The sequence below is a fragment of the Pseudomonas hunanensis genome, from assembly GCF_013393325.1.
Lineage (GTDB): Bacteria > Pseudomonadota > Gammaproteobacteria > Pseudomonadales > Pseudomonadaceae > Aquipseudomonas > Aquipseudomonas putida_P.
Window position 1 is genome coordinate 21,078 of the sequence record NZ_QJRC01000066.1, and the last position, 19,145, is coordinate 40,222.

Annotated in this window: 17 protein-coding genes and 2 pseudogenes; 16 read left to right on the forward strand and 3 right to left on the reverse strand. The window is 62.6% G+C overall.

Translation table 11 applies throughout. The features are described from left to right. The first annotated feature begins 40 nt into the window (after positions 1–40). From phaZ to DM807_RS02845, 3 genes are read left to right on the forward strand one after another with little or no spacing between them, the layout of a single operon-like run. Positions 41–892, forward strand: a complete 852-nt coding sequence (phaZ, locus tag DM807_RS02835; RefSeq protein ID WP_012274561.1) for a poly(3-hydroxyalkanoate) depolymerase — start codon at positions 41–43, stop codon at positions 890–892. Between the two features lie 52 nt (positions 893–944). After that, positions 945–2,627 carry a class II poly(R)-hydroxyalkanoic acid synthase gene (phaC, locus tag DM807_RS02840; protein WP_179027033.1) on the forward strand — a complete coding sequence of 561 codons (1,683 nt, stop codon included), beginning with the start codon at positions 945–947 and terminating at the stop codon, positions 2,625–2,627. A 13-nt stretch (positions 2,628–2,640) separates the two neighbouring features. Continuing rightward, positions 2,641–3,255, forward strand: a complete 615-nt coding sequence (locus tag DM807_RS02845) for a TetR/AcrR family transcriptional regulator (protein WP_012274563.1) — start codon at positions 2,641–2,643, stop codon at positions 3,253–3,255. A gap of 121 nt (positions 3,256–3,376) precedes the next feature. On the opposite strand, the gene DM807_RS02850 is transcribed toward DM807_RS02845, so the two are convergent. Together DM807_RS02850 and DM807_RS02855 are read right to left on the reverse strand one after the other, a co-directional pair. After that, the gene (locus tag DM807_RS02850; protein WP_179027034.1) at positions 3,377–4,153 is read right to left on the reverse strand and encodes a phasin family protein; all 777 of its coding nucleotides are present in this window, start codon (positions 4,151–4,153) and stop codon (positions 3,377–3,379) included. A gap of 10 nt (positions 4,154–4,163) precedes the next feature. Continuing rightward, positions 4,164–4,583, reverse strand: a complete 420-nt coding sequence (locus DM807_RS02855) for a phasin family protein (protein WP_012274565.1) — start codon at positions 4,581–4,583, stop codon at positions 4,164–4,166. Positions 4,584–4,760: 177 nt separating this feature from the next. Between DM807_RS02855 and DM807_RS02860 the strand changes: the two genes are divergently transcribed. Continuing rightward, positions 4,761–9,458, forward strand: coding sequence for a DUF6543 domain-containing protein (locus tag DM807_RS02860; protein WP_179027035.1), 4,698 nt, complete (start codon positions 4,761–4,763; stop codon positions 9,456–9,458). A 12-nt stretch (positions 9,459–9,470) separates the two neighbouring features. Here DM807_RS02860 and DM807_RS02865 read toward each other — a convergent pair whose 3' ends face one another. Further along, positions 9,471–9,746, reverse strand: a complete 276-nt coding sequence (locus DM807_RS02865; protein ID WP_012274567.1) for a polyhydroxyalkanoic acid system family protein — start codon at positions 9,744–9,746, stop codon at positions 9,471–9,473. Positions 9,747–9,870: 124 nt separating this feature from the next. Between DM807_RS02865 and ubiE the strand changes: the two genes are divergently transcribed. From ubiE to DM807_RS28020, 12 genes and pseudogenes are all read left to right on the forward strand, one after another. Beyond that, positions 9,871–10,641, forward strand: a complete 771-nt coding sequence (ubiE, locus tag DM807_RS02870; RefSeq protein WP_012274568.1) for a bifunctional demethylmenaquinone methyltransferase/2-methoxy-6-polyprenyl-1,4-benzoquinol methylase UbiE — start codon at positions 9,871–9,873, stop codon at positions 10,639–10,641. Next, positions 10,641–11,264, forward strand: a complete 624-nt coding sequence (locus DM807_RS02875; protein ID WP_012274569.1) for a ubiquinone biosynthesis accessory factor UbiJ — start codon at positions 10,641–10,643, stop codon at positions 11,262–11,264. The genes ubiE and DM807_RS02875 overlap by 1 nt, the downstream gene beginning before the upstream one ends. Then, positions 11,261–12,883 carry a ubiquinone biosynthesis regulatory protein kinase UbiB gene (gene ubiB / locus DM807_RS02880; protein WP_012274570.1) on the forward strand — a complete coding sequence of 541 codons (1,623 nt, stop codon included), beginning with the start codon at positions 11,261–11,263 and terminating at the stop codon, positions 12,881–12,883. The genes DM807_RS02875 and ubiB overlap by 4 nt, the downstream gene beginning before the upstream one ends. 72 nt (positions 12,884–12,955) lie before the next feature. Next, a complete protein-coding gene (hisI, locus tag DM807_RS02885) occupies positions 12,956–13,348 on the forward strand; it encodes a phosphoribosyl-AMP cyclohydrolase (protein ID WP_012274571.1) in 393 nt (130 codons plus the stop codon). A 1-nt stretch (position 13,349) separates the two neighbouring features. Then, positions 13,350–13,685, forward strand: a complete 336-nt coding sequence (locus DM807_RS02890) for a phosphoribosyl-ATP diphosphatase (protein WP_012274572.1) — start codon at positions 13,350–13,352, stop codon at positions 13,683–13,685. Positions 13,686–13,710: 25 nt separating this feature from the next. Then, the gene (locus DM807_RS02895) at positions 13,711–13,983 is read left to right on the forward strand and encodes a twin-arginine translocase TatA/TatE family subunit (protein WP_012274573.1); all 273 of its coding nucleotides are present in this window, start codon (positions 13,711–13,713) and stop codon (positions 13,981–13,983) included. Between the two features lie 3 nt (positions 13,984–13,986). Next, positions 13,987–14,364, forward strand: coding sequence for a Sec-independent protein translocase protein TatB (gene tatB / locus DM807_RS02900; protein ID WP_012274574.1), 378 nt, complete (start codon positions 13,987–13,989; stop codon positions 14,362–14,364). Beyond that, positions 14,361–15,149 (forward strand): twin-arginine translocase subunit TatC, encoded by a 789-nt coding sequence (gene tatC / locus DM807_RS02905; RefSeq protein WP_012274575.1) that lies wholly within the window; start codon positions 14,361–14,363, stop codon positions 15,147–15,149. Before tatB ends, tatC begins: the two co-directional genes overlap by 4 nt. Continuing rightward, positions 15,146–15,853: a 16S rRNA (uracil(1498)-N(3))-methyltransferase gene (locus DM807_RS02910; protein ID WP_012274576.1), complete on the forward strand. Its 708-nt coding sequence runs from the start codon at positions 15,146–15,148 to the stop codon at positions 15,851–15,853. Before tatC ends, DM807_RS02910 begins: the two co-directional genes overlap by 4 nt. A gap of 218 nt (positions 15,854–16,071) precedes the next feature. Further along, a pseudogene (locus DM807_RS28010) lies at positions 16,072–17,016 on the forward strand (methyl-accepting chemotaxis protein); the annotation flags it as partial. A gap of 141 nt (positions 17,017–17,157) precedes the next feature. Continuing rightward, positions 17,158–17,871 (forward strand): methyl-accepting chemotaxis protein, encoded by a 714-nt coding sequence (locus DM807_RS28015; RefSeq protein ID WP_425326922.1) that lies wholly within the window; start codon positions 17,158–17,160, stop codon positions 17,869–17,871. Between the two features lie 162 nt (positions 17,872–18,033). Continuing rightward, positions 18,034–19,122: pseudogene (locus DM807_RS28020) on the forward strand (methyl-accepting chemotaxis protein); the annotation flags it as partial. Positions 19,123–19,145: the final 23 nt, after the last annotated feature.

Here is a 19,145-nt window from a genome sequence, read left to right on the forward strand (position 1 = left end):
CGGGGCGCCACGGTGTTTACTTCACCCAAGAGTCACGCGCATGCCGCAACCCTACATTTTCAGGACCGTCGAGCTGGACGACCAGTCCATCCGCACCGCCGTCCGCCCGGGCAAGCCGCACCTGACGCCGTTGCTGATCTTCAACGGCATCGGCGCCAACCTGGAGCTGGTGTTTCCGTTCATCGAAGCATTGGACCCGGACCTGGAAGTCATCGCTTTCGACGTGCCCGGTGTCGGTGGCTCGTCCACCCCACGCCACCCGTATCGCTTCCCTGGGCTGGCCAAGCTGACGGCACGGATGCTCGACTACCTCGACTACGGCCAGGTCAACGTCATCGGCGTGTCCTGGGGCGGCGCCCTGGCCCAGCAGTTCGCGCACGACTACCCCGAGCGCTGCAAGAAGCTGGTGCTGGCCGCCACCGCTGCTGGCGCGGTCATGGTGCCAGGCAAGCCCAAGGTGCTGTGGATGATGGCCAGCCCCCGCCGCTACGTGCAGCCGTCGCATGTCATACGCATTGCGCCGATGATCTATGGCGGCGGCTTCCGGCGCGACCCGGACCTGGCCATGCACCATGCCGCCAAGGTGCGCTCTGGCGGCAAGCTGGGTTACTACTGGCAGCTGTTCGCCGGGCTTGGCTGGACCAGCATCCACTGGCTGCACAAGATCCAGCAGCCCACCCTGGTATTGGCCGGCGACGACGACCCGCTGATCCCGCTGATCAACATGCGCCTGCTGGCCTGGCGGATTCCCAATGCCCAGCTACACATTATCGACGACGGCCATTTGTTCCTGATCACCCGGGCCGAGGCCGTCGCCCCCATCATCATGAAGTTTCTGCAGCAAGAACGTCAGCGCGCAGTCATGCACCCTCGCCCGGCTTCGGGCGTGTAGGCGCGGGCTTGCCCGCGAGGCGGCGCCATGGCCAGAACGAGGGAGTGTTGCCATGAAAGACAAACCGGGCAAAGGATCGACAACGCTCCCCGCCACCCGCATGAACGTGCAGAACGCCATCCTCGGCCTGCGCGGCCGCGACCTGCTGTCCACGTTGCGCAACGTCGGCCGCCACGGCCTGCGCCACCCGCTGCATACCGCGCACCATCTACTGGCGCTTGGCGGGCAACTGGGGCGGGTGATGCTGGGGGACACGCCCTACCAGCCAAACCCACGTGACGCGCGCTTCAGTGACCCGACCTGGAGCCAGAACCCGTTCTACCGCCGTGGCCTGCAGGCCTATCTGGCCTGGCAGAAACAGACGCGCCAGTGGATCGATGAAAGCCACTTGAACGACGATGATCGAGCACGCGCCCATTTCCTGTTCAACCTGATCAACGATGCGCTGGCCCCCAGCAACTCACTGCTCAACCCGCTGGCAATCAAGGAGCTGCTCAACACCGGCGGTCAGAGCCTGGTGCGTGGCGTAGCCCACCTGCTTGAAGACTTGCGCCACAACGATGGCCTGCCGCGCCAGGTGGACGAGCGTGCGTTCGAGGTGGGCGGCAATCTCGCCGCGACGCCTGGCGCCGTGGTTTTTCGCAATGAGCTTTTGGAGCTGATCCAGTACAAGCCGCTGAGCGAGACGCAGCACGCCCGCCCTCTGTTGGTGGTGCCGCCACAGATCAACAAGTTCTACATCTTCGACCTCAGCTCGACCAACAGCTTCGTCCAGTACATGCTCAAGAACGGCTTGCAGGTGTTCATGGTCAGCTGGCGCAACCCCGACCCACGCCACCGCGAATGGGGCCTTTCCAGTTACGTGCAGGCCCTGGGAGAAGCACTGAATGCCTGCCGCAGCATCAGCGGCAACCGTGACCCCAACCTGATGGGCGCCTGTGCCGGTGGCCTGACCATGGCTGCGCTGCAGGGCCACCTGCAAGCCAAGAATCAGTTGCGTCGCGTGCGCAGCGCCACCTACCTGGTCAGCTTGCTGGACAGCAAGTTCGAAAGCCCAGCCAGCCTGTTCGCCGATGAGCAGACCATCGAAGCCGCCAAACGCCGCTCCTATCAGCGCGGCGTGCTGGACGGTGGCGAGGTGGCACGGATCTTTGCCTGGATGCGGCCCAACGACTTGATCTGGAACTACTGGGTCAACAACTACCTGCTCGGCAAGACACCGCCGGCTTTCGATATCCTGTACTGGAACGCCGACAGCACGCGCCTGCCCGCCGCGCTGCATGGCGACCTGCTGGAGTTCTTCAAGCTCAACCCCTTGACCTACCCGGCCGGGCTGGAAGTGTGCGGCACGCCCATCGACCTGCAGCAGGTCAACCTGGACAGCTTTACCGTGGCCGGCAGCAACGACCACATCACCCCATGGGACGCGGTGTACCGCTCGGCCTTGCTGCTGGGTGGCGAGCGGCGCTTCGTGCTGGCCAACAGCGGGCATATCCAGAGCATCATCAACCCGCCCGGCAACCCCAAGGCTTACTACCTGGCCAACCCCAGGCTGAGCAGCGACCCCCGCGCCTGGTTCCACGACGCCAAACGCAGCGAAGGCAGCTGGTGGCCGTTGTGGCTGGAATGGATCACTGCACGCTCCGGCCCGCTCAAGGCGCCGCGCAGCGAGCTGGGCAATACCACTTACCCACCGCTAGGCCCCGCGCCAGGCACCTATGTGCTGACCCGATGAGCATGCTGACTGGATGAAAACCCGCGACCGTATCCTGGAATGCGCCCTGCAGCTGTTCAACCAGCAGGGCGAACCCAACGTCTCCACCCTGGAAATTGCCAACGAAATGGGCATCAGCCCAGGCAACCTGTATTACCACTTCCATGGCAAGGAACCCTTGGTATTGGGCCTTTTCGAGCGTTTCGAGGAAGCGCTGATGCCCTTGCTCGACCCTCCCCTGGATGTGCGCCTGGATGCCGAGGACTATTGGCTGTTCCTGCACTTGATCGTCGAGCGCATGTCACAGTACCGCTTCCTGTTCCAGGACCTGTCCAACCTGACCGGGCGCCTGCCCAAGCTGGCCCGTGGCATGCGCGGCCTGATCAATGCGCTCAAACGCACACTCGCGGCGCTGTTGGCCAGCCTCAAGGGCCAGGGGCTGGTAGAGAGTGAGACCCAGGCGCTGGGGCAACTGGTGGAGCAGATCACATTGACGCTGATGTTTTCGCTGGATTACCAGCGGGTGCTGGGGCGCGAGGGGGATGTGGGGATCGTGGTGTACCAGGTGATGATGCTGGTGGCGCCGCATCTGCAGGCGCAGGCACGGGCGGCGGCAGAGCAATTGGCGGTGCGCTATCTGGAAGGATAAACCTGCTGTTTCGGCGCAGAGGCCTTCGCGGGCATGCCCGCCCCCACAGGGCCTGCGCTGACCTGCTGATCGGCACTGTACCTGTGGGAGCGGGCAAGCCCGCGAAGAAGGCGACGCAGTATCAGATCAGGGTACCGGTGCCAGTCGGAGCCGACGGCGTGCTGCTTGCCGGGGCGGCGGCAGGTGCCGGTGCTGCGGTCGCGGCCGGTGCGGCGCTGGCCGCTGGAGCTACAGGCTTCGCGGCTGCCGGTTTGGCCGGTGCCTTCTTCACTGCGGGTTTCTTCGCTGCCGCTGGTTTGGCTGCTGCCGGTTTCGCCGCAGGCTTGGCTGCCACGGGTTTGGCTGCTGGCTTGGCCGCAGGTTTGGCCGCCGCAGTTTTAGCTGCAGGTTTTGCCGCCGCAGGCTTGGCCGCTGCGGCCTTGGCCAATGGCTTGGTTGCTGCCTTGCTCGCAGCCGGTTTGGCCGCGGCAGTGCGCGACGATATCGGCGTAACCGAAGCACCGGTCAGTTTCTCGATCTGCTTGGTCAGGCTATCCACCTGCTGATGCAGGGCCTTGATCTCGTTGCGGCTCGGCACGCCCAGGCGTGAGATGGCGCTGTTCAGACGCTTGTCGAAAGCCTCTTCGAGCTCGCTCCACTTGCCCAGCGCACGGTCCTTCACACCAGACACACGCGAAGTGGTCGATGATTTGGCGGATTCGGCTACTTCTTCAGCCGTCTTCTTCGCCTGCTTCTCGGCCTTCTCGCCATCTTTCACCAGCGTGTCGAACAGCTTCGGGCCGTCCTGGTCGATCTTCGAATAGATACCCAGCCCCGCCAGCCAGATCTTGCGGGAGTATTTCTCGATCCCGCCGACCCAGGAGCTGCCTTCTTTTTCGGTGTTCTTCTTGCCAGCCATCCTGCTCTCCTTATGGTTTGTGCGCGACGCGTTCAAGCAGTTCGTGCAGCTGTTCAAGCTTGATCGACAACGCCTCAACGTCATGTTTAGACGGAATGCCGAGGCGATTCAAGGCGCGCCCTACCCGTGCGTCGAAAGCTTTTTCGATCTTGTCGAGTTGAATCTCTACCTTGCCGCGTACGCGGCTGACTTCTTCAGCGGCTTCATCGATCTGGTTGTTGGCAGCATCGAGCTCTTTGTCGATACGTTTCTTGCCACGCTTCTCGACGCCTTCGCCGGCCTTGACCAGCTCCTGGAAATAATCGGAGCCTTCCTGGCCCACGCGCGCATAAGCGCCGATGCCAGCCAGCCAGATCTTGCGCGCGTAGCCGCGCACTTCGCCCAGCGTACCCAGGGCGTCGTCCTTTTTCTTCACAGTCACTTTGGCCATGCTCTGTACCTCATGCTCATGAGTGGAGGAGGAACCGCCCATGGAGGCTGGGCTTGAGCATAAGGTAGAGGCTGTAATTAGAATCTTCACCCTAAGATCGCCACGCTGACTTATCTACCGCCACTGCTTCAGGTTGGCGTTTCAGCATTCGGCTCCCTTTGACCGGAGCCACAAACCATGCCCCAATCACTGCCCCTGGCATACCTATCATTCAAGCAACAGGTAGCGCAGCAGTTCGCCAACCGCCCCAGCCTGCGCGAAGTCGTAGCCAGCGCAGGTTACGACGCACTCGTGGCACGCTACCCATGGACCCGCGAAAACCACCCAGAGCTGCGCTCCATAGCGGGCTTCAGCATCCTGCATAGCCTGGATGAAGAGCTACCTGCACAGCCAAGCAACTTGGTGGACACACTGCTCGAACATTTGCTCAGCGGCCAGCCCATGGCGCTCGAGCCCACGGATCAGCTCAGCCTGAACCCACCAACCGTCTTTCGCCCCCAGCATGTCGCGCCGGCCATCGATATTCGCATGGCCGACCTGAACACTGACTACGACGATGTGCTGGCAACCCTTTGCGAGACATTTCAGCAGGCACAGATCAGTTACTGGAACGGCCGCGACGGTGACTCGGACGTAACCCGCCTTCAGTGGATGCAACAGGTACTCAAGGCCGCACTGCTCGCCACGCTTGAGCACCAAGGCCTGGACAGTGATCAGAAGGCCTTGCTGTACACCCTGCTCGCTCGATCCCATACAACGGTAGACGTACAGGCTTTGCAGGTTTCGCTCGGCAACCCAGGCAACGTGGCCCATGAGGTGTTGCCGGACCTGCTCATCACGGGCAAAAAAGATGCACGCGATCTGGTTCTGTGGTGCAGCCCCTCCGGTACCGTGCGCGGTTTCAACGGGCTCAGCGCGTTCGCCGCCGCCCTGCGCGACGAGCTTTCCGAGCACCATGCGTTCGATACGATGACCTGGGCCTGCGCGGCATTGACCGAAGACCCGTTCGCCTATCAGGCCCGGCAATTGCTCAACGGCCTGCTGCAAAAGATTGACCGGGTGCAGCTTGGCACTATCGAACAGGTTGTTGATCTGGAGCGCGTATTCAGCAAGCTGAGCGACCCCTCATCGATATTCCCGGCGAGCTTTCGTATCGAACGGTCGGCACCCTCGATCACGCTGCCTGACTGGCTTGAAAAAGCCACGGCAACTGACCGCTTCCAATACCACATGGCACTGCTGGAGCTAACGGCAGGGCACATGCTGGCACGCGGTGAAACCTCCCTGGACGGGATCGAAGACTTGCAGCACTACACGGCTCGCCGCCTGCGCGAGCAAATGCGTCATGACTACCCGAACCAGCCGCTTTGCGACCCTGACCAGGTGCAGATCACGATTTCACAAGTCGTGCAGGTGTCCTCCATGGGGCCCGCGAAGCTTGAGTACCTGAAAACCATCAGCCTGACCGAGCTGGCCATCTCACGTTTGCCATTGGGTAGCGACCAGGTGGCTTCGGCGGTTCAACTGGCCGGGCAACAGCCGCCCGGCAGTTGGATGGACCTTGATTATGTCGATGCACTGATCACTGCCGTGGATGTCGGAGGCCAGTACCCGAAGTATGTCCACGACCAGTTGCAGACGGGTTCTGAGAACGACGAACGTCGCCAGCGCTTTGCTGAAGAATGGCGTGTTGCGCTACTGCTTAGCGCGCTACAGGCCAAGATCACGGGGCAGTTGAACGAGCGCACCTGGCAGGCCGTTGCGGATTTTTGCCGCCGTGAAGCCCATGCCAGTACATCGCTGAAGATGGGGCCACTGTCATTGTGCAGCGTGCCGGGTGGCCCAAAGACCAACCTGGTGCATGGCATGTTCGTCATCGAAGTACCCGCAACTGGGGCCTGGATACTCTACCGGCCCTTGCTTGCCAGGCAGGCCATCAGGCAGTTCGACAGCCGCAGCCAATTGATGACGAGCATTCGGACCGAACACACCCTGCAGCAAGAAGTCCTTGACTGGCTGGATGACGATGCCCGCCCCATTTATGCCAATGATGGTTTCACCCACCCACACTTGCATGCTGGTCTCGCTGAACTGGCCCACCTGTTGGGACCTGGCCCTGGGCTGGCCGCTGATGCCCTCGAGCGCTTGCGAGCACCTGCCACATTGGCTTTCACGCCATGGTCAGGCGATGTGGACAGTTCGATGTACCAGGCCAGGGCGAGCGTTCTCCTGCTACTGGCCTCACGGCAGAGCCTCTCCAATGCCCAGCAACGCTGGGCTTTGGTCGTGCGGCTCGCATGGCTGGCGTTCAACACGGTCACGCCACTGCTGCGTGGGCCGGCAGGTCTGCTGGCCTGGTTGGTGGAAGCCCTGCTCGCCATCAAGGATGACCTGACAGCCTTGACCCAGGGTAGCGACGAAGAAAAGTTGCTCGCCGGTGCCGACATCCTGCTGAACCTGGCCATGCTGCTGGCCCACGGGCCCGGTACTGCCGAGCACGAAGCTGAACTGCCGCTTCAGCCCGAACCGCGCCGTGCTCGCAGCGCAAATGCACAGCAGCCGTCCGAACAGGAAACCTGGCAAGCTCCTGCCGAGCAGTCCCGGCCCGCACCAATCCACATCAGCCAATGGGGCCACGACCAACGGCTCGGCAACCTGCCCCGCGAAGCCCGTGCGGCGCTCGCCACCTTACGCGCCAAGATCAGCCTTAACGAGCAGACTGCGCTGGCCAGCGGCCGTCTGCGGGGCCTGTACAAGGTTGACGACCGCTACTACGTGAAATTGCAGGATGTCGCCTACGAGGTCGAAGAAAGTTGGAGCGGCGTACGCATCATCGGACCGCAGGTCAGTCACAGCGAATGGTCGCAGTCATGGGGTGCAGCCCCTGACGGCTACTACATTGTCGGCCGCGAACGCAGCCGCGGCCCTTGGCTGACGCGCTGGAACGGTGAATGGATGCTCGACTTGCACCTGTCGGGCGGTATGCCGAGAACAGCCAAGGCACTGATCGACGAAAAAAAACAAGCGCTGAAGAAAATGCAGGAAGACCGAGCGGCGAATGACAAAAAGCTCACCAACACAGAAATATTCCTCGACGGCTATCTGCAACGGGTAAAGCCATATGACGAGGCATACCTGGCATTTCAGCGATCCCTCGATGCCTACCCCGACACAGCCCTCGACGACCTGCCGGAGGAGCTGCAAGCAAGGCGGCGGGCACTGCGCACGCTGCGCAACGAGTCACGTGCGAACTTTGATGTGCTCGCCCTCACCTACGAAAAACAGGCCGAGCTGATAAGGAATCAAGCGCAGCTCTTCGCCAGCATGAGTGACCCCAAATACGCCAGATTCGACCCCAACGCAGTGGCCTCCTTCGCCCGTGGGCAATGGTGGGAACAGTTGCTTACCGCCGACTTGCATCAGTTCCACCGACTGCTCGATATGAATGACTATGCCGCACTTAAAGACCAGTCACGTCGGCTCTTGCAGTTACCCTTCGGCCAGGAGCAGGCACAGCTGTACCTGGACTACAGCAAGAAGGTCGAAGCAGCACTGGCCACCCATAGACGCCTCTTCAACGTCAGCCAACGCCTTGACCACAACCTCAGCGAGGCACTGACAGATGGGCAGATCCAGTTCTCTGGCAAACGCAAGAAGCTCGATGTCATCATCAACAACCGGCGATATTCCACACTGATGGTCCGAGCTCAGATCCTGAGCGACCTGTATCAGTTGGTCGTGAGCAGAGATCAGCTAACTGCGGAGGACTTCGAAAGTGTCCTGCTCTCGCATAAAACCCTGCGTAACAAGCCACTGCACGAAGCGCTGCTTAGCCACGACAGCCTGGCTGCAGCCCAGCTGGCCCCAGAAGAACAGAAAGAGCCACTGGAAAGCGCGTTAGGCGAATACAAACTGTCACTGGGCAATGCCGAGTATTTGCTTTCACGCAACATTCCGGCGGTGAACAGCAGCAAACTCAACGAATACATCGCAGAGCTGAATGCACTGATAACCCTGACTGAGCGTGACTTGGCCGCCACTTCTGCCGCGGCCGATCTGCAGGAAACAGCGCTCGAACAGCCGCTGACCCACAAAGTGCGATCTGTGAAACGCAAGGTTATCCGCACCAGCCGGGGCAAATCAGTGGTGGTCGAAGAAACCAAGGACGGCGACGAAGCCGTGCAGGTCGACCCGTTGACCGAAAAAACGGTTGCGCGCTATCAGCAACAAGGTGATCACTGGGAAGCGGTGCCGCAAGCTGCGTCAGCACCCGACTACACGCGCTTGCGCCGCACCGGCGCCGACCTGCTGGCTCAGAAAGATACCAGGATCGCCCACGCCTCCCGCCACCTGGACGGGCCAAACAGCCTGGCGGACCAGCTTGATTTCTACATTCAGGACATGGCAGACATCGCCGACGCGTTGCGCGCCGGCCCGGACCAAGGGCATGCACTGGCCACCAGGCTGGACCTGGCAGTTACCGAAGTGCGGGCAGAAAAAAAGCGCCTCTTGACCACCGCCTACCTGGGCACTCAGCACCCGGACAGCAAGGCCCTGCATTTCCTCCTGGAGGCAAACGAAATCGAGGTCAAGCTCACCAGGGCCCGCAAAAGGCTCAAGGCCAATGACTTTCTGGATGTCTATGACGTTTATCGCCTGGAACCCAGGCAGAAGCTCTGGGAAGCGCATTTCCACTACACCAGCGCAAATGCCAACCCACGGCGCTTTGCCAAAGGCCATTTGAAGTTCCCGAACACCATGAGCCGCGAGGAGCGTTTGCAACGCGCACAGGCTCCGGCAGAGCGATACGAAATCTACCGGGGTGATCTGCGCCTCGAGCAGGTCGAGGACATCATCCCGTTCCCCGATAGCTGAAGGCCGCAGGCGTCAGGCCAGCGCCTTGTCCAGCGCCCGCTCGATTTCACCCTTGATGGTGGCGCTCATCATCGACAGCATCATGCCCAGCTTCAGTTCCACGCGGATGCTGTCATCAAAGATGTGCACACTGCCATTGGCGCCGCTGCGGGCCACATCGACCCGGTCACCGTTCCAGGTGGCCTTGAGGTCATATTCGCGGCTGAGCTTGTCGACCAGCGCTTCGGCCTTGGCGCGGGCGGCATCGCGGCCGAGGGAGTGTTTGCGTTCGACGCTGATCTGGGTCATGCGGGCATTCCTGAAGATGTAGACATAATTGGCATTATGCCCGCCCCTGCCCACTGGCACACCCCGCCAAGACAAATCCGCCCGTTCGCCCTAGAATGGCGGTAATTTTTTTCGGTGAAGCGATATGAACGACCAGCGCAAAGGCGACCACGCCGAACCCACCACTCATTTTGGCTACCAGGACGTGCCTGAAAGCCAGAAGGCGAAGAAAGTCGCCGAAGTGTTCCACTCGGTAGCCGCCAAGTACGACCTGATGAACGACGTGCTGTCCGGCGGCATGCACCGGCTGTGGAAGCGCTTTACCATCGAGCTGTCGGGTGTGCGCAGCGGCAACCGCGTACTGGACATTGCCGGCGGCACCGGTGACCTGGCGGCCAAGTTCTCGCGCCTGGTAGGCCCGACCGGGCAAGTGGTACTGGCCGACATCAACGATTCGATGCTCAAGGTTGGCCGTGACCGCCTGCTTGACCGTGGTGTGGCCGGCAACATCGAGTTCGTCCAGGCCGACGCCGAAAAGCTGCCGTTCCCGGACAACCACTTCGACTGCGTGACCATCGCCTTCGGCCTGCGCAACGTCACCCACAAAGACGAAGCCATCCGTTCGATGTTGCGCGTGCTCAAGCCCGGTGGCCGCCTGTTGATCCTGGAGTTCTCCAAGCCGACCAACAAGCTGATGTCCAGGGCCTACGACGCTTACTCGTTCGCCTTCATGCCGCTGGCCGGCAAGCTGATCACCAATGACGCCGAGAGCTACCGTTACCTCGCCGAGTCGATCCGCATGCACCCGGACCAGGAAACCCTCAAGAGCATGATGGTCGAGGCCGGCTTCGACCGCGTCACCTACCACAACATGACCAGCGGTATCGTTGCCGTACACCGGGGGATCAAGCCCTGATGCTGCTGGCCGGGCTGCTCGCCAGCGTCGAACATGGCCTGAACCGCGTCCTGCGCATGGACAGCACGGCCCTGCCGCGCCTGGCCGCGCTGGAAGGCAAGGTCATCGAGATCGACTGCCGCCAACCGGCCCTGCAGGTGTTCATCCTGCCCGATGAAGACGGCCTGATGCTCGCCGCCCACTGGGAGGGCGAAGTCGACTGCAGCCTGCGTGCCCCGGCTGGCAGCCTGGCGCAGCTGGCCCTGGCCAGGGACAAGACCGCTGTGCTGCACAGCCCGCAGGTCGAGCTGCATGGCGACAGTGCCGTACTGCTCGACCTGTTCGGCGTGCTGCAGGACCTGGAGCTGGACTGGGAGCACGAGCTGCAACGCTGGCTCGGCCCCGTCGCCACGGCCATGCTGGCCGGCCATATCCGCCTGCGTGCACGCTGGACCCGCCAAGGCCTGGCACGTTTCAGCCAGAACCTGTCCGAGTACCTGGCCGAAGAGTCCCGCACCCTGGTCGGCAAGCGCGAAGCCGAAGCTGCCTTCAGCGAACTCGATGCCCTGAAGCTCGATACAGAACGCCTCGAGGCGCGCCTCAAGCGCCTCTCCCGATCCCTTGATACCAGCGATAACGCATGAAGCTGCTCGCCGTCCGCCGTCTTTTTCGCATCCAGCGTGTGGTGATCCGCTACCGTCTCGATGACCTGTTGTTCGAACAGCCACTGCTGCCTTGGTGGCTGGCCAGCCTGCGCCTGCTGATGCCGTGGCGCTGGCTGCCACGCAAGCCCACCGAACTCAGCCGTGGCGCGCGCCTGCGCCTGGCGCTGCAGGACCTGGGGCCGATCTTCATCAAGTTCGGCCAACTGCTGTCCACCCGCCGCGACCTGCTGCCCACCGACATCGCCGACGAGTTGATGCTGCTGCAGGACCGTGTGCCACCGTTCGACCCGCAAAAAGCCGTGGCGTTGATCGAGGAACAGCTCGGTGCAAAAGTCGGCGAGGTGTTCAGCCGCTTTGACGTCGAGCCACTGGCCTCGGCCTCGGTGGCCCAGGTACATGCCGCCCGCCTGAAAACCGGTGAAGAGGTGGTGGTCAAGGTGGTACGCCCGGGCCTGAAGCCGGTCATCGCCCAGGACTTGGCCTGGCTGTTCCTGATCGCCAAGGCCGCCGAGCGAGCCTCGGCCGATGCCCGTCGCCTGCACCCGGTGGAAATCGTCGGCGACTACGAAAAGACCATCTACGACGAACTCGACCTGCTGCGCGAGGCGGCCAACGCCAGCCAGCTGCGACGCAACTTCGAAGGCTCCGAGCTGATGTACGTGCCCCAGGTGTACTGGGACCTGTGCCGCCCCAAGGTGCTGGTAATGGAGCGCATCTACGGCGTACCGGTAACCGACATGGTCACCCTGGCCGACCAGCGCACCGACATGAAGCTGCTGGCCGAGCGTGGCGTGGAGGTGTTCTTCACCCAGGTGTTCCGCGACAGCTTCTTCCACGCCGACATGCACCCCGGCAACATCTTCGTCAGCACGGTCAAACCGTGGAGCCCGCAGTACATCGCCATCGACTGCGGCATCGTCGGCAGCCTGACCGCCGAGGACCAGGACTACCTGGCGCGCAACCTGATTGCCTTCTTCAAGCGTGATTACCGCCGCGTCGCCCAGTTGCACATCGATTCGGGCTGGGTGCCGGCGCACACCAAGGTCAACGAGTTCGAAGCGGCGATCCGCACCGTGTGCGAGCCGATCTTCGAAAAACCGTTAAAGGATATTTCCTTCGGCCAGGTGCTGATGCGCCTGTTCCAGACCGCGCGGCGCTTCAACATGGAAGTACAACCGCAGCTGGTACTGCTGCAGAAGACCCTGCTCAACATCGAAGGGCTGGGCCGCCAGCTGTACCCTGACCTGGACCTGTGGAGCACCGCCAAACCGTTCCTTGAACGCTGGATGCGCGATCGCTACAGCCCAAAGGCCGTGTTCGGCAACATTCATGGGCAGGTCGAGCAGTTGCCGCACCTGGCCAACATGGCCCGCGACCTGCTCGAACGCCTGTCGCAGCCGCACCTGAACGACCCGCAACTGCCGGAGCGTCGCCGCCAGGGTGACCGCTGGGCACTGCGCCTGCTGGGTGCCGGCCTGCTCGGCGGTGGTGCGGTATTGGCCGCAGGCGCCGCCGAGGCCGCGAGCCTGGCCGCCCCTGCTGCCTGGCCGGCCTGGCTGATGCTGGCCGCCGGCCTTTACCTGATCGTGCGCCAATAGCCAGCCGCGCCCGTGGCTGGCACACTAGCGCAAAGGGCCCGGTACAGGAGCGGGCCCGCTTTGGAGTCGACGATGAAAGACTGGCTGGACGAGATCAAGTGGAACAGCGATGGCCTGGTACCGGCGATCGCCCAGGACCACAAGACCGGACGCGTGCTGATGATGGCCTGGATGAACCGTGAATCGCTGGCCCTGACCGCCACCGAGCAACGCGCCATCTACTGGTCGCGTTCGCGCGGCAAGCTGTGGCGCAAAGGCGAGGAATCCGGGCACGTGCAAAAGCTGCATGAGCTGCGCCTGGACTGCGACGCCGACGTGATCATCCTGATGGTCGAGCAACTGGGCCATATCGCCTGCCATACCGGCCGTGAAAGCTGCTTCTACCGCGTGTATGAAGACGGCCAGTGGAAAATCGTCGACCCGGTCCTGAAGGACCCGGATGCCATCTACAGCGCAGGACACTGACATGAGCGACACCCTCAACCGCCTGGCCGAAGTGCTTGAAGAACGCAAGCACGCGGCGCCTGACAGCTCCTATGTGGCCAGCCTGTACCACAAGGGCCTGAACAAGATTCTCGAAAAGCTCGGCGAAGAGTCGGTCGAAACGATCATTGCTGCCAAGGATGCCGAGCACAGCAAGGATTACAGCGATGTCATCTACGAAACCGCCGACCTGTGGTTTCATAGCCTGGTGATGCTCAGCGCACTGGGCCAGCATCCACAAGCCGTACTCGATGAGCTGGAGCGCCGTTTCGGGCTTTCCGGGCACGATGAAAAGGCCGCGCGTCAGCCCTCGGCTTGAGCACAAAGCATTCTAGGAGAGCACCATGGGTATTTTTGACTGGAAACACTGGATCGTCCTGTTGGTCGTCGTGGTCCTGGTGTTCGGCACCAAGAAGCTGAAAAACTTCGGCAGCGACCTGGGCGAATCGATCAAGGGCTTCCGCAAGGCCATGAACGAAGAAGAGACCAAGCCAGCCGAGCAAACGCCACCGCCTGCCCAGCCCGTGCCACCGGTGCAAAACACCGCGCAGCCGCAGCAAGGCCACACCATCGATGGCCAGGCCCAACCGGTCCAAGAGCCGCAGCGGAAAGACTGACCCATGTTCGGCATCAGTTTCAGCGAGCTGCTGCTCGTAGGCCTGGTCGCCCTGCTGGTGCTCGGCCCCGAGCGCTTGCCGGGTGCCGCACGCACGGCAGGGCTGTGGATCGGCCGGCTCAAGCGCAGCTTCAACAGCATCAAGATGGAAGTGGAGCGCGAGATCGGCGCTGACGACATCCGCCGGCAGCTGCACAACGAGCACATCCTGCAGATGGAAGAGGAAGCCAAGCGCATCCTCAACCCGCTGACGCCACCCGCGCAGCCGCCGGTAACCACGGCCAGCGTGCAGCCGCCTGCCGGGCTCGAAGCCAGGCCGGTCGAAGCACCTGCCGCCCCGGTCGCACCTTCTGAACCGCCTCAACCGCCGCGAGCCCCATGAGCGAGAATCCGGAACACGACCAGCCTATGCCGCTGGTTTCGCACCTGACCGAACTGCGCACCCGCCTGCTGCGCTGCGTTGCCGTCATTTTCCTGATCTTTGCCGGGCTGTTCTCCTTCGCCCAGCAGATCTACACCCTGGTCTCGGCGCCTCTGCGTGACCATTTGCCGGCCAACGCGACGATGATCGCCACCGACGTGGCCTCGCCGTTCCTCACGCCGTTCAAGCTGACCATGATCGTGTCGCTGTTCCTGGCCATCCCGTTCATTCTCCAGCAGATCTGGGGCTTTATCGCGCCAGGGCTGTACCGCCATGAAAAACGCATTGCCATTCCACTGCTGGTGTCGAGCATTCTGTTGTTCTACGCCGGTATGGCCTTTGCCTATTTCCTGGTGTTCCCGCTGATGTTCAAGTTCTTTGCCGCCGCCACCCCGGCAGGCGTGGCAATGATGACCGACATCGCCAACTACCTCGACTTCGTGATGACGCTGTTCTTCGCCTTTGGCGTTGCCTTCGAAATCCCGGTGGCGGTGGTGCTGCTGGTGTGGATCGGCGTGGTCGACGTGAAGTACCTGAAGAAGATCCGCCCCTACGTGATCATCGGCTGTTTCGTGGTCGGCATGGTCCTCACCCCGCCGGACATCTTCTCCCAGACTTTGCTGGCCGTGCCCATGTGGCTGCTGTTCGAGGTCGGTGTGCTGTGCGGCAGCCTGATCCGCAAGCGTAGTGCCCACGACGAAGAAGCCAACGACCACAACGACCAGCCACCTGCGACCCAACCGTGAACCTGTTGCTTCTTGAAGAGGCCGACTTCGTCTCGGCCGACCGCGTCGTTCTCGCCGACCGACGCTTCATCCACATGCAGGAAATCCATCGCGTGGCGGTGGGTGACAACCTGCGCGTGGGCCGCATCAACGGCCTGATGGGCAAAGCCACGGTGCTGCGCCTGGAAAAGCACGAAGCCGAACTTGAAGTAGCCTTCGACCAGCCACCACCGGCCAAGCTGCCATTAACCCTCATATTGGCGGTGCCGCGGCCCAAAATGCTGCGGCGGCTGTTCCAGACCGTGGCCACCCTCGGCGTATCACGGCTGATCCTGGTAAACAGCTACAAGGTCGAGAAAAGCTTCTGGCAAACGCCTTTCCTGCAGCCCGAGAGCATTCGCGAAAACCTGATCCTCGGCCTGGAACAGGCGCGGGACACGGTGCTGCCCGAGGTGATCATCGAGAAACGTTTCAAGCCTTTCGTCGAAGATCGGCTACCCGCCATCGCCACTGGCACCCTGGGCCTGGTCGGCCACCCCGGCCCCTACCCCGCCTGCCCGCGTGCCGTGGAGCAAGCCGTAACCCTGGCCATTGGCCCCGAGGGCGGCTGGATCCCCTACGAAATCGAGCTGCTGGGCAAGGCTGGGCTGGCACCGGTGCAACTGGGTGATCGCATCCTACGGGTAGAGACCGCCGTCACCGCGCTGCTTTCGCGTATTTTCTGACGTAAACGCCCCTTTTTCACCCATCAAGTTTCCCTCCCCGGGGCCGATGGCCTTGGCAACACAACAACTATTTGTGCTGCCAAGCCGCCGGGGAGTCGTACATGTATCAATGGTTAGCCCAATCGCTGGGCAATGTGAGCGTCAATCGCAAATTGGGGCTGGGCTTCGGCCTGGTGCTGCTGTTGACCTTGGCCATTACCCTGGCCGGCTGGCACGGCATGGACAGCATCATCGACCGTGGCGACAAGCTGGGTAACATCTCGGTCATCCAGCAGTACACCCAGGAACTGCGCATTGCCCGCCAGCATTACGAGCGCCGCAGTGATGATGCGTCGGTGGCCGAGCTGGAAAAAGCCCTGGCCAACCTCGACCGCCAGGTGCAGCTGATGCTCGGGCAGATCGAACACCCCGCCGACCGCCAGCGCCTGGAGCAGCAGCGTGAGGCTGTGCGCATCTACCAGCAGGCATTCAACGAGCTGAAGCAGGCCGGCCAGCGCCGCGAGGCCAGCCGTAGTGTGCTTGGCGACAGCGCCGACAAGGCCGCAGAGCTGATCGGCCGCGTGCAGCGGGGCCTGCTGCAAGGTGGCGATATCAACCAGTACCAGCACGCTGTGGAGGTGAGCGCCCTGCTCCAGCAAGCCCGCTTCCAGGTGCGTGGCTACACCTACAGCGGCAATGCCGAGTTCCAGCAAACGGCGCTGAAGGCCATCGACCAGGCCCTGGCCGAGCTGCGCGCATTGCCGGCCAAAGTGTCGGCCGAACATGCCGCCGGCCTCGACGATGCTGCCACTGCCATGGGCGGCTACCGCGATGCGGTCACCCAGTTCGGCAATGCCCAGGCCGCCAGCGAGCAGGCCCTGCAGCACATGGCCGAGCAAGGTACGCTGCTGCTGCAGACCAGCCAGGCGATGACCACATCGCAGACCGAGGTACGTGACGCAGGCGCAGCCCAGGCCAAGACCCTGCTCGCCGTGGCCACGGTGCTGGCCCTAGCCCTCGGCCTGCTGGCCGCCTGGGCCATTACCCGGCAGATCATCATCCCCCTGCGCCAAACCTTGCGCGCCGCCGAGCGCGTGGCCAGTGGCGACCTGACCCAGAACCTGCAAGTGCAACGTCGCGACGAACTGGGCCAGTTGCAGGCCAGCATGCAGCGCATGACCCAAGGCTTGCGGGAACTGATCGGCGGCATTGGCGACGGCGTCACGCAGATCGCCAGCGCTGCCGAGCAACTGTCGGCCGTCACCGAGCAGACCAGCGCCGGGGTCAACAACCAGAAGGTCGAAACCGACCAAGTGGCGACTGCCATGAACCAGATGACGGCCACCGTGCACGAAGTAGCGCGCAATGCCGAACAGGCCTCGGAAGCCGCCTTGATGGCCGACCAGCAGGCCCGTGAAGGCGACCGGGTGGTGGGCGAAGCGGTGGCGCAGATCGAGCGCCTGGCGGGCGAAGTGATCAACTCCAGCGAAGCGATGAACCAGCTCAAGGCCGAAAGCGACAAAATCGGCAGCGTGCTCGACGTGATCAAGTCGGTGGCCCAGCAAACCAACCTGCTGGCCCTCAACGCGGCGATCGAAGCCGCCCGCGCCGGTGAGGCCGGGCGTGGCTTTGCCGTGGTGGCCGACGAAGTGCGCAGCCTGGCCCAACGCACCCAGCAGTCGACTGAAGAGATCGAAGAGCTGATTGCCGGCCTGCAAAGCGGCACCCAACGGGTGGCCAGCGTGATGGACAACAGCCGCCAACTGACCGACAGCAGCGTCGAGCTGACCCGCCGCGCCGGCAGCTCGCTGGAAACCATCACCCGTACCGTGTCGTCGATTCAGGCGATGAACCAGCAGATTGCCACGGCGGCAGAGGAACAGAAAGCCGTGGCCGAGGAGATCAACCGCAGCGTGATGAATGTGCGGGATATTTCTGACCAGACCTCGGCGGCCAGCGAAGAGACGGCCAGCTCCAGCGTTGAGCTGGCGCGGCTGGGGACCCACCTGCAGGGGTTGGTGGGGCGGTTCAAGCTCTGAGCTGAGAGGTGGTTCGCCTGTACAGGCGAACCATCCTACATGCAGCAGTGAAATTTCCTACCTGATTATCAGGTCAAGTCCTACAACTCCGCTGCCGATTGGCAGGGATGTGATGCCGGCAATACGCCTGCATGCATTTTCCCAATCGCTCGGAGATTCCCCATGCTCGGCTACCTCAACCGCAAGCTCGGCAACATCAGTGTCGCTGCCAAGCTGGCCCTCGGCTTCGCCGTGGTCCTGCTACTCACCCTGGCCACCACACTCAGTGGCTGGCGCGCCCTGGATGGCGCGATCGTGCGCTCGCAGCAGCTCGGCGAAATAAACCTGATCAACGACCTGGGCAAAGACCTGCGCGCAGAACGCATCACCTACCGCGTGCTCAGCGACGACACCAGCAAGACGCGCATGACCGGCATCTACGACCAGCTCGAAAACCTCCTGACCACGTTGCAGCATCGCAGCAGCATCGATGAATCACGGCAGTTGCTGGCTAAAGACCTGGCACTGTTGCAGCGCATGCGCAGCGACTTCAGCGAACTGCAGCAATACGTCGCCAAGCGTACTGGCTTGCGTAAGGCCATGCAGATACAGGAGCAGAAACTCAACGAGGCGATCGACGAACTGCAAACCCAGGCTTTACTGAAGATGCCTGCAGACAGCCAGCAAAACGGTGTACTGGGGCTGATGGACACCCTCACCCGGCATGTCGACGGGGCCAACCAGCAAAGCCTGGTGCCGGCCTATACCTTCGATCCGGTCGAGGATTTCGCCAAAGTCGGCGACAACGCCCTGGATGCCGCCAACAGTAGCCTCGGGCAACTGCTTGCAGGCCTTGCGCCGCTGGGCTTGCCACGCGCAGTCAGCGAGCAGCCTGGTGTCGAGCTGGCCAAGTACCGCGCCAGCCTTGAGCAGTACCGCCACGCCGCCGTACGTGTCGAGCAGTTGCAGAACAACCTGGACATCATGGGCACCGAGCTGCGGGCGACGAGCCTCGAACTGGGCAAACGCAAGGTCGAACAACGCGACAGTGAGGCCCTGGCCGCCCGCTCGCTGCTGACCAGCGTGGCGCTGATGGCACTGGTGGTAGGGGTATTGGCCGCCTGGCTGATCACCGTGCAGATCACCCAACCGTTGCGCCAGACACTCGCCGTGGCCGCGCGTATCGCCAAGGGTGACCTGAGCCAGGTTGACGCAGTGCACCGCCGCGACGAAATGGGCCAGCTGCAAACCAGCATGCGCCAGATGACCTTGAGCCTGCGCGAACTGATCGGTGG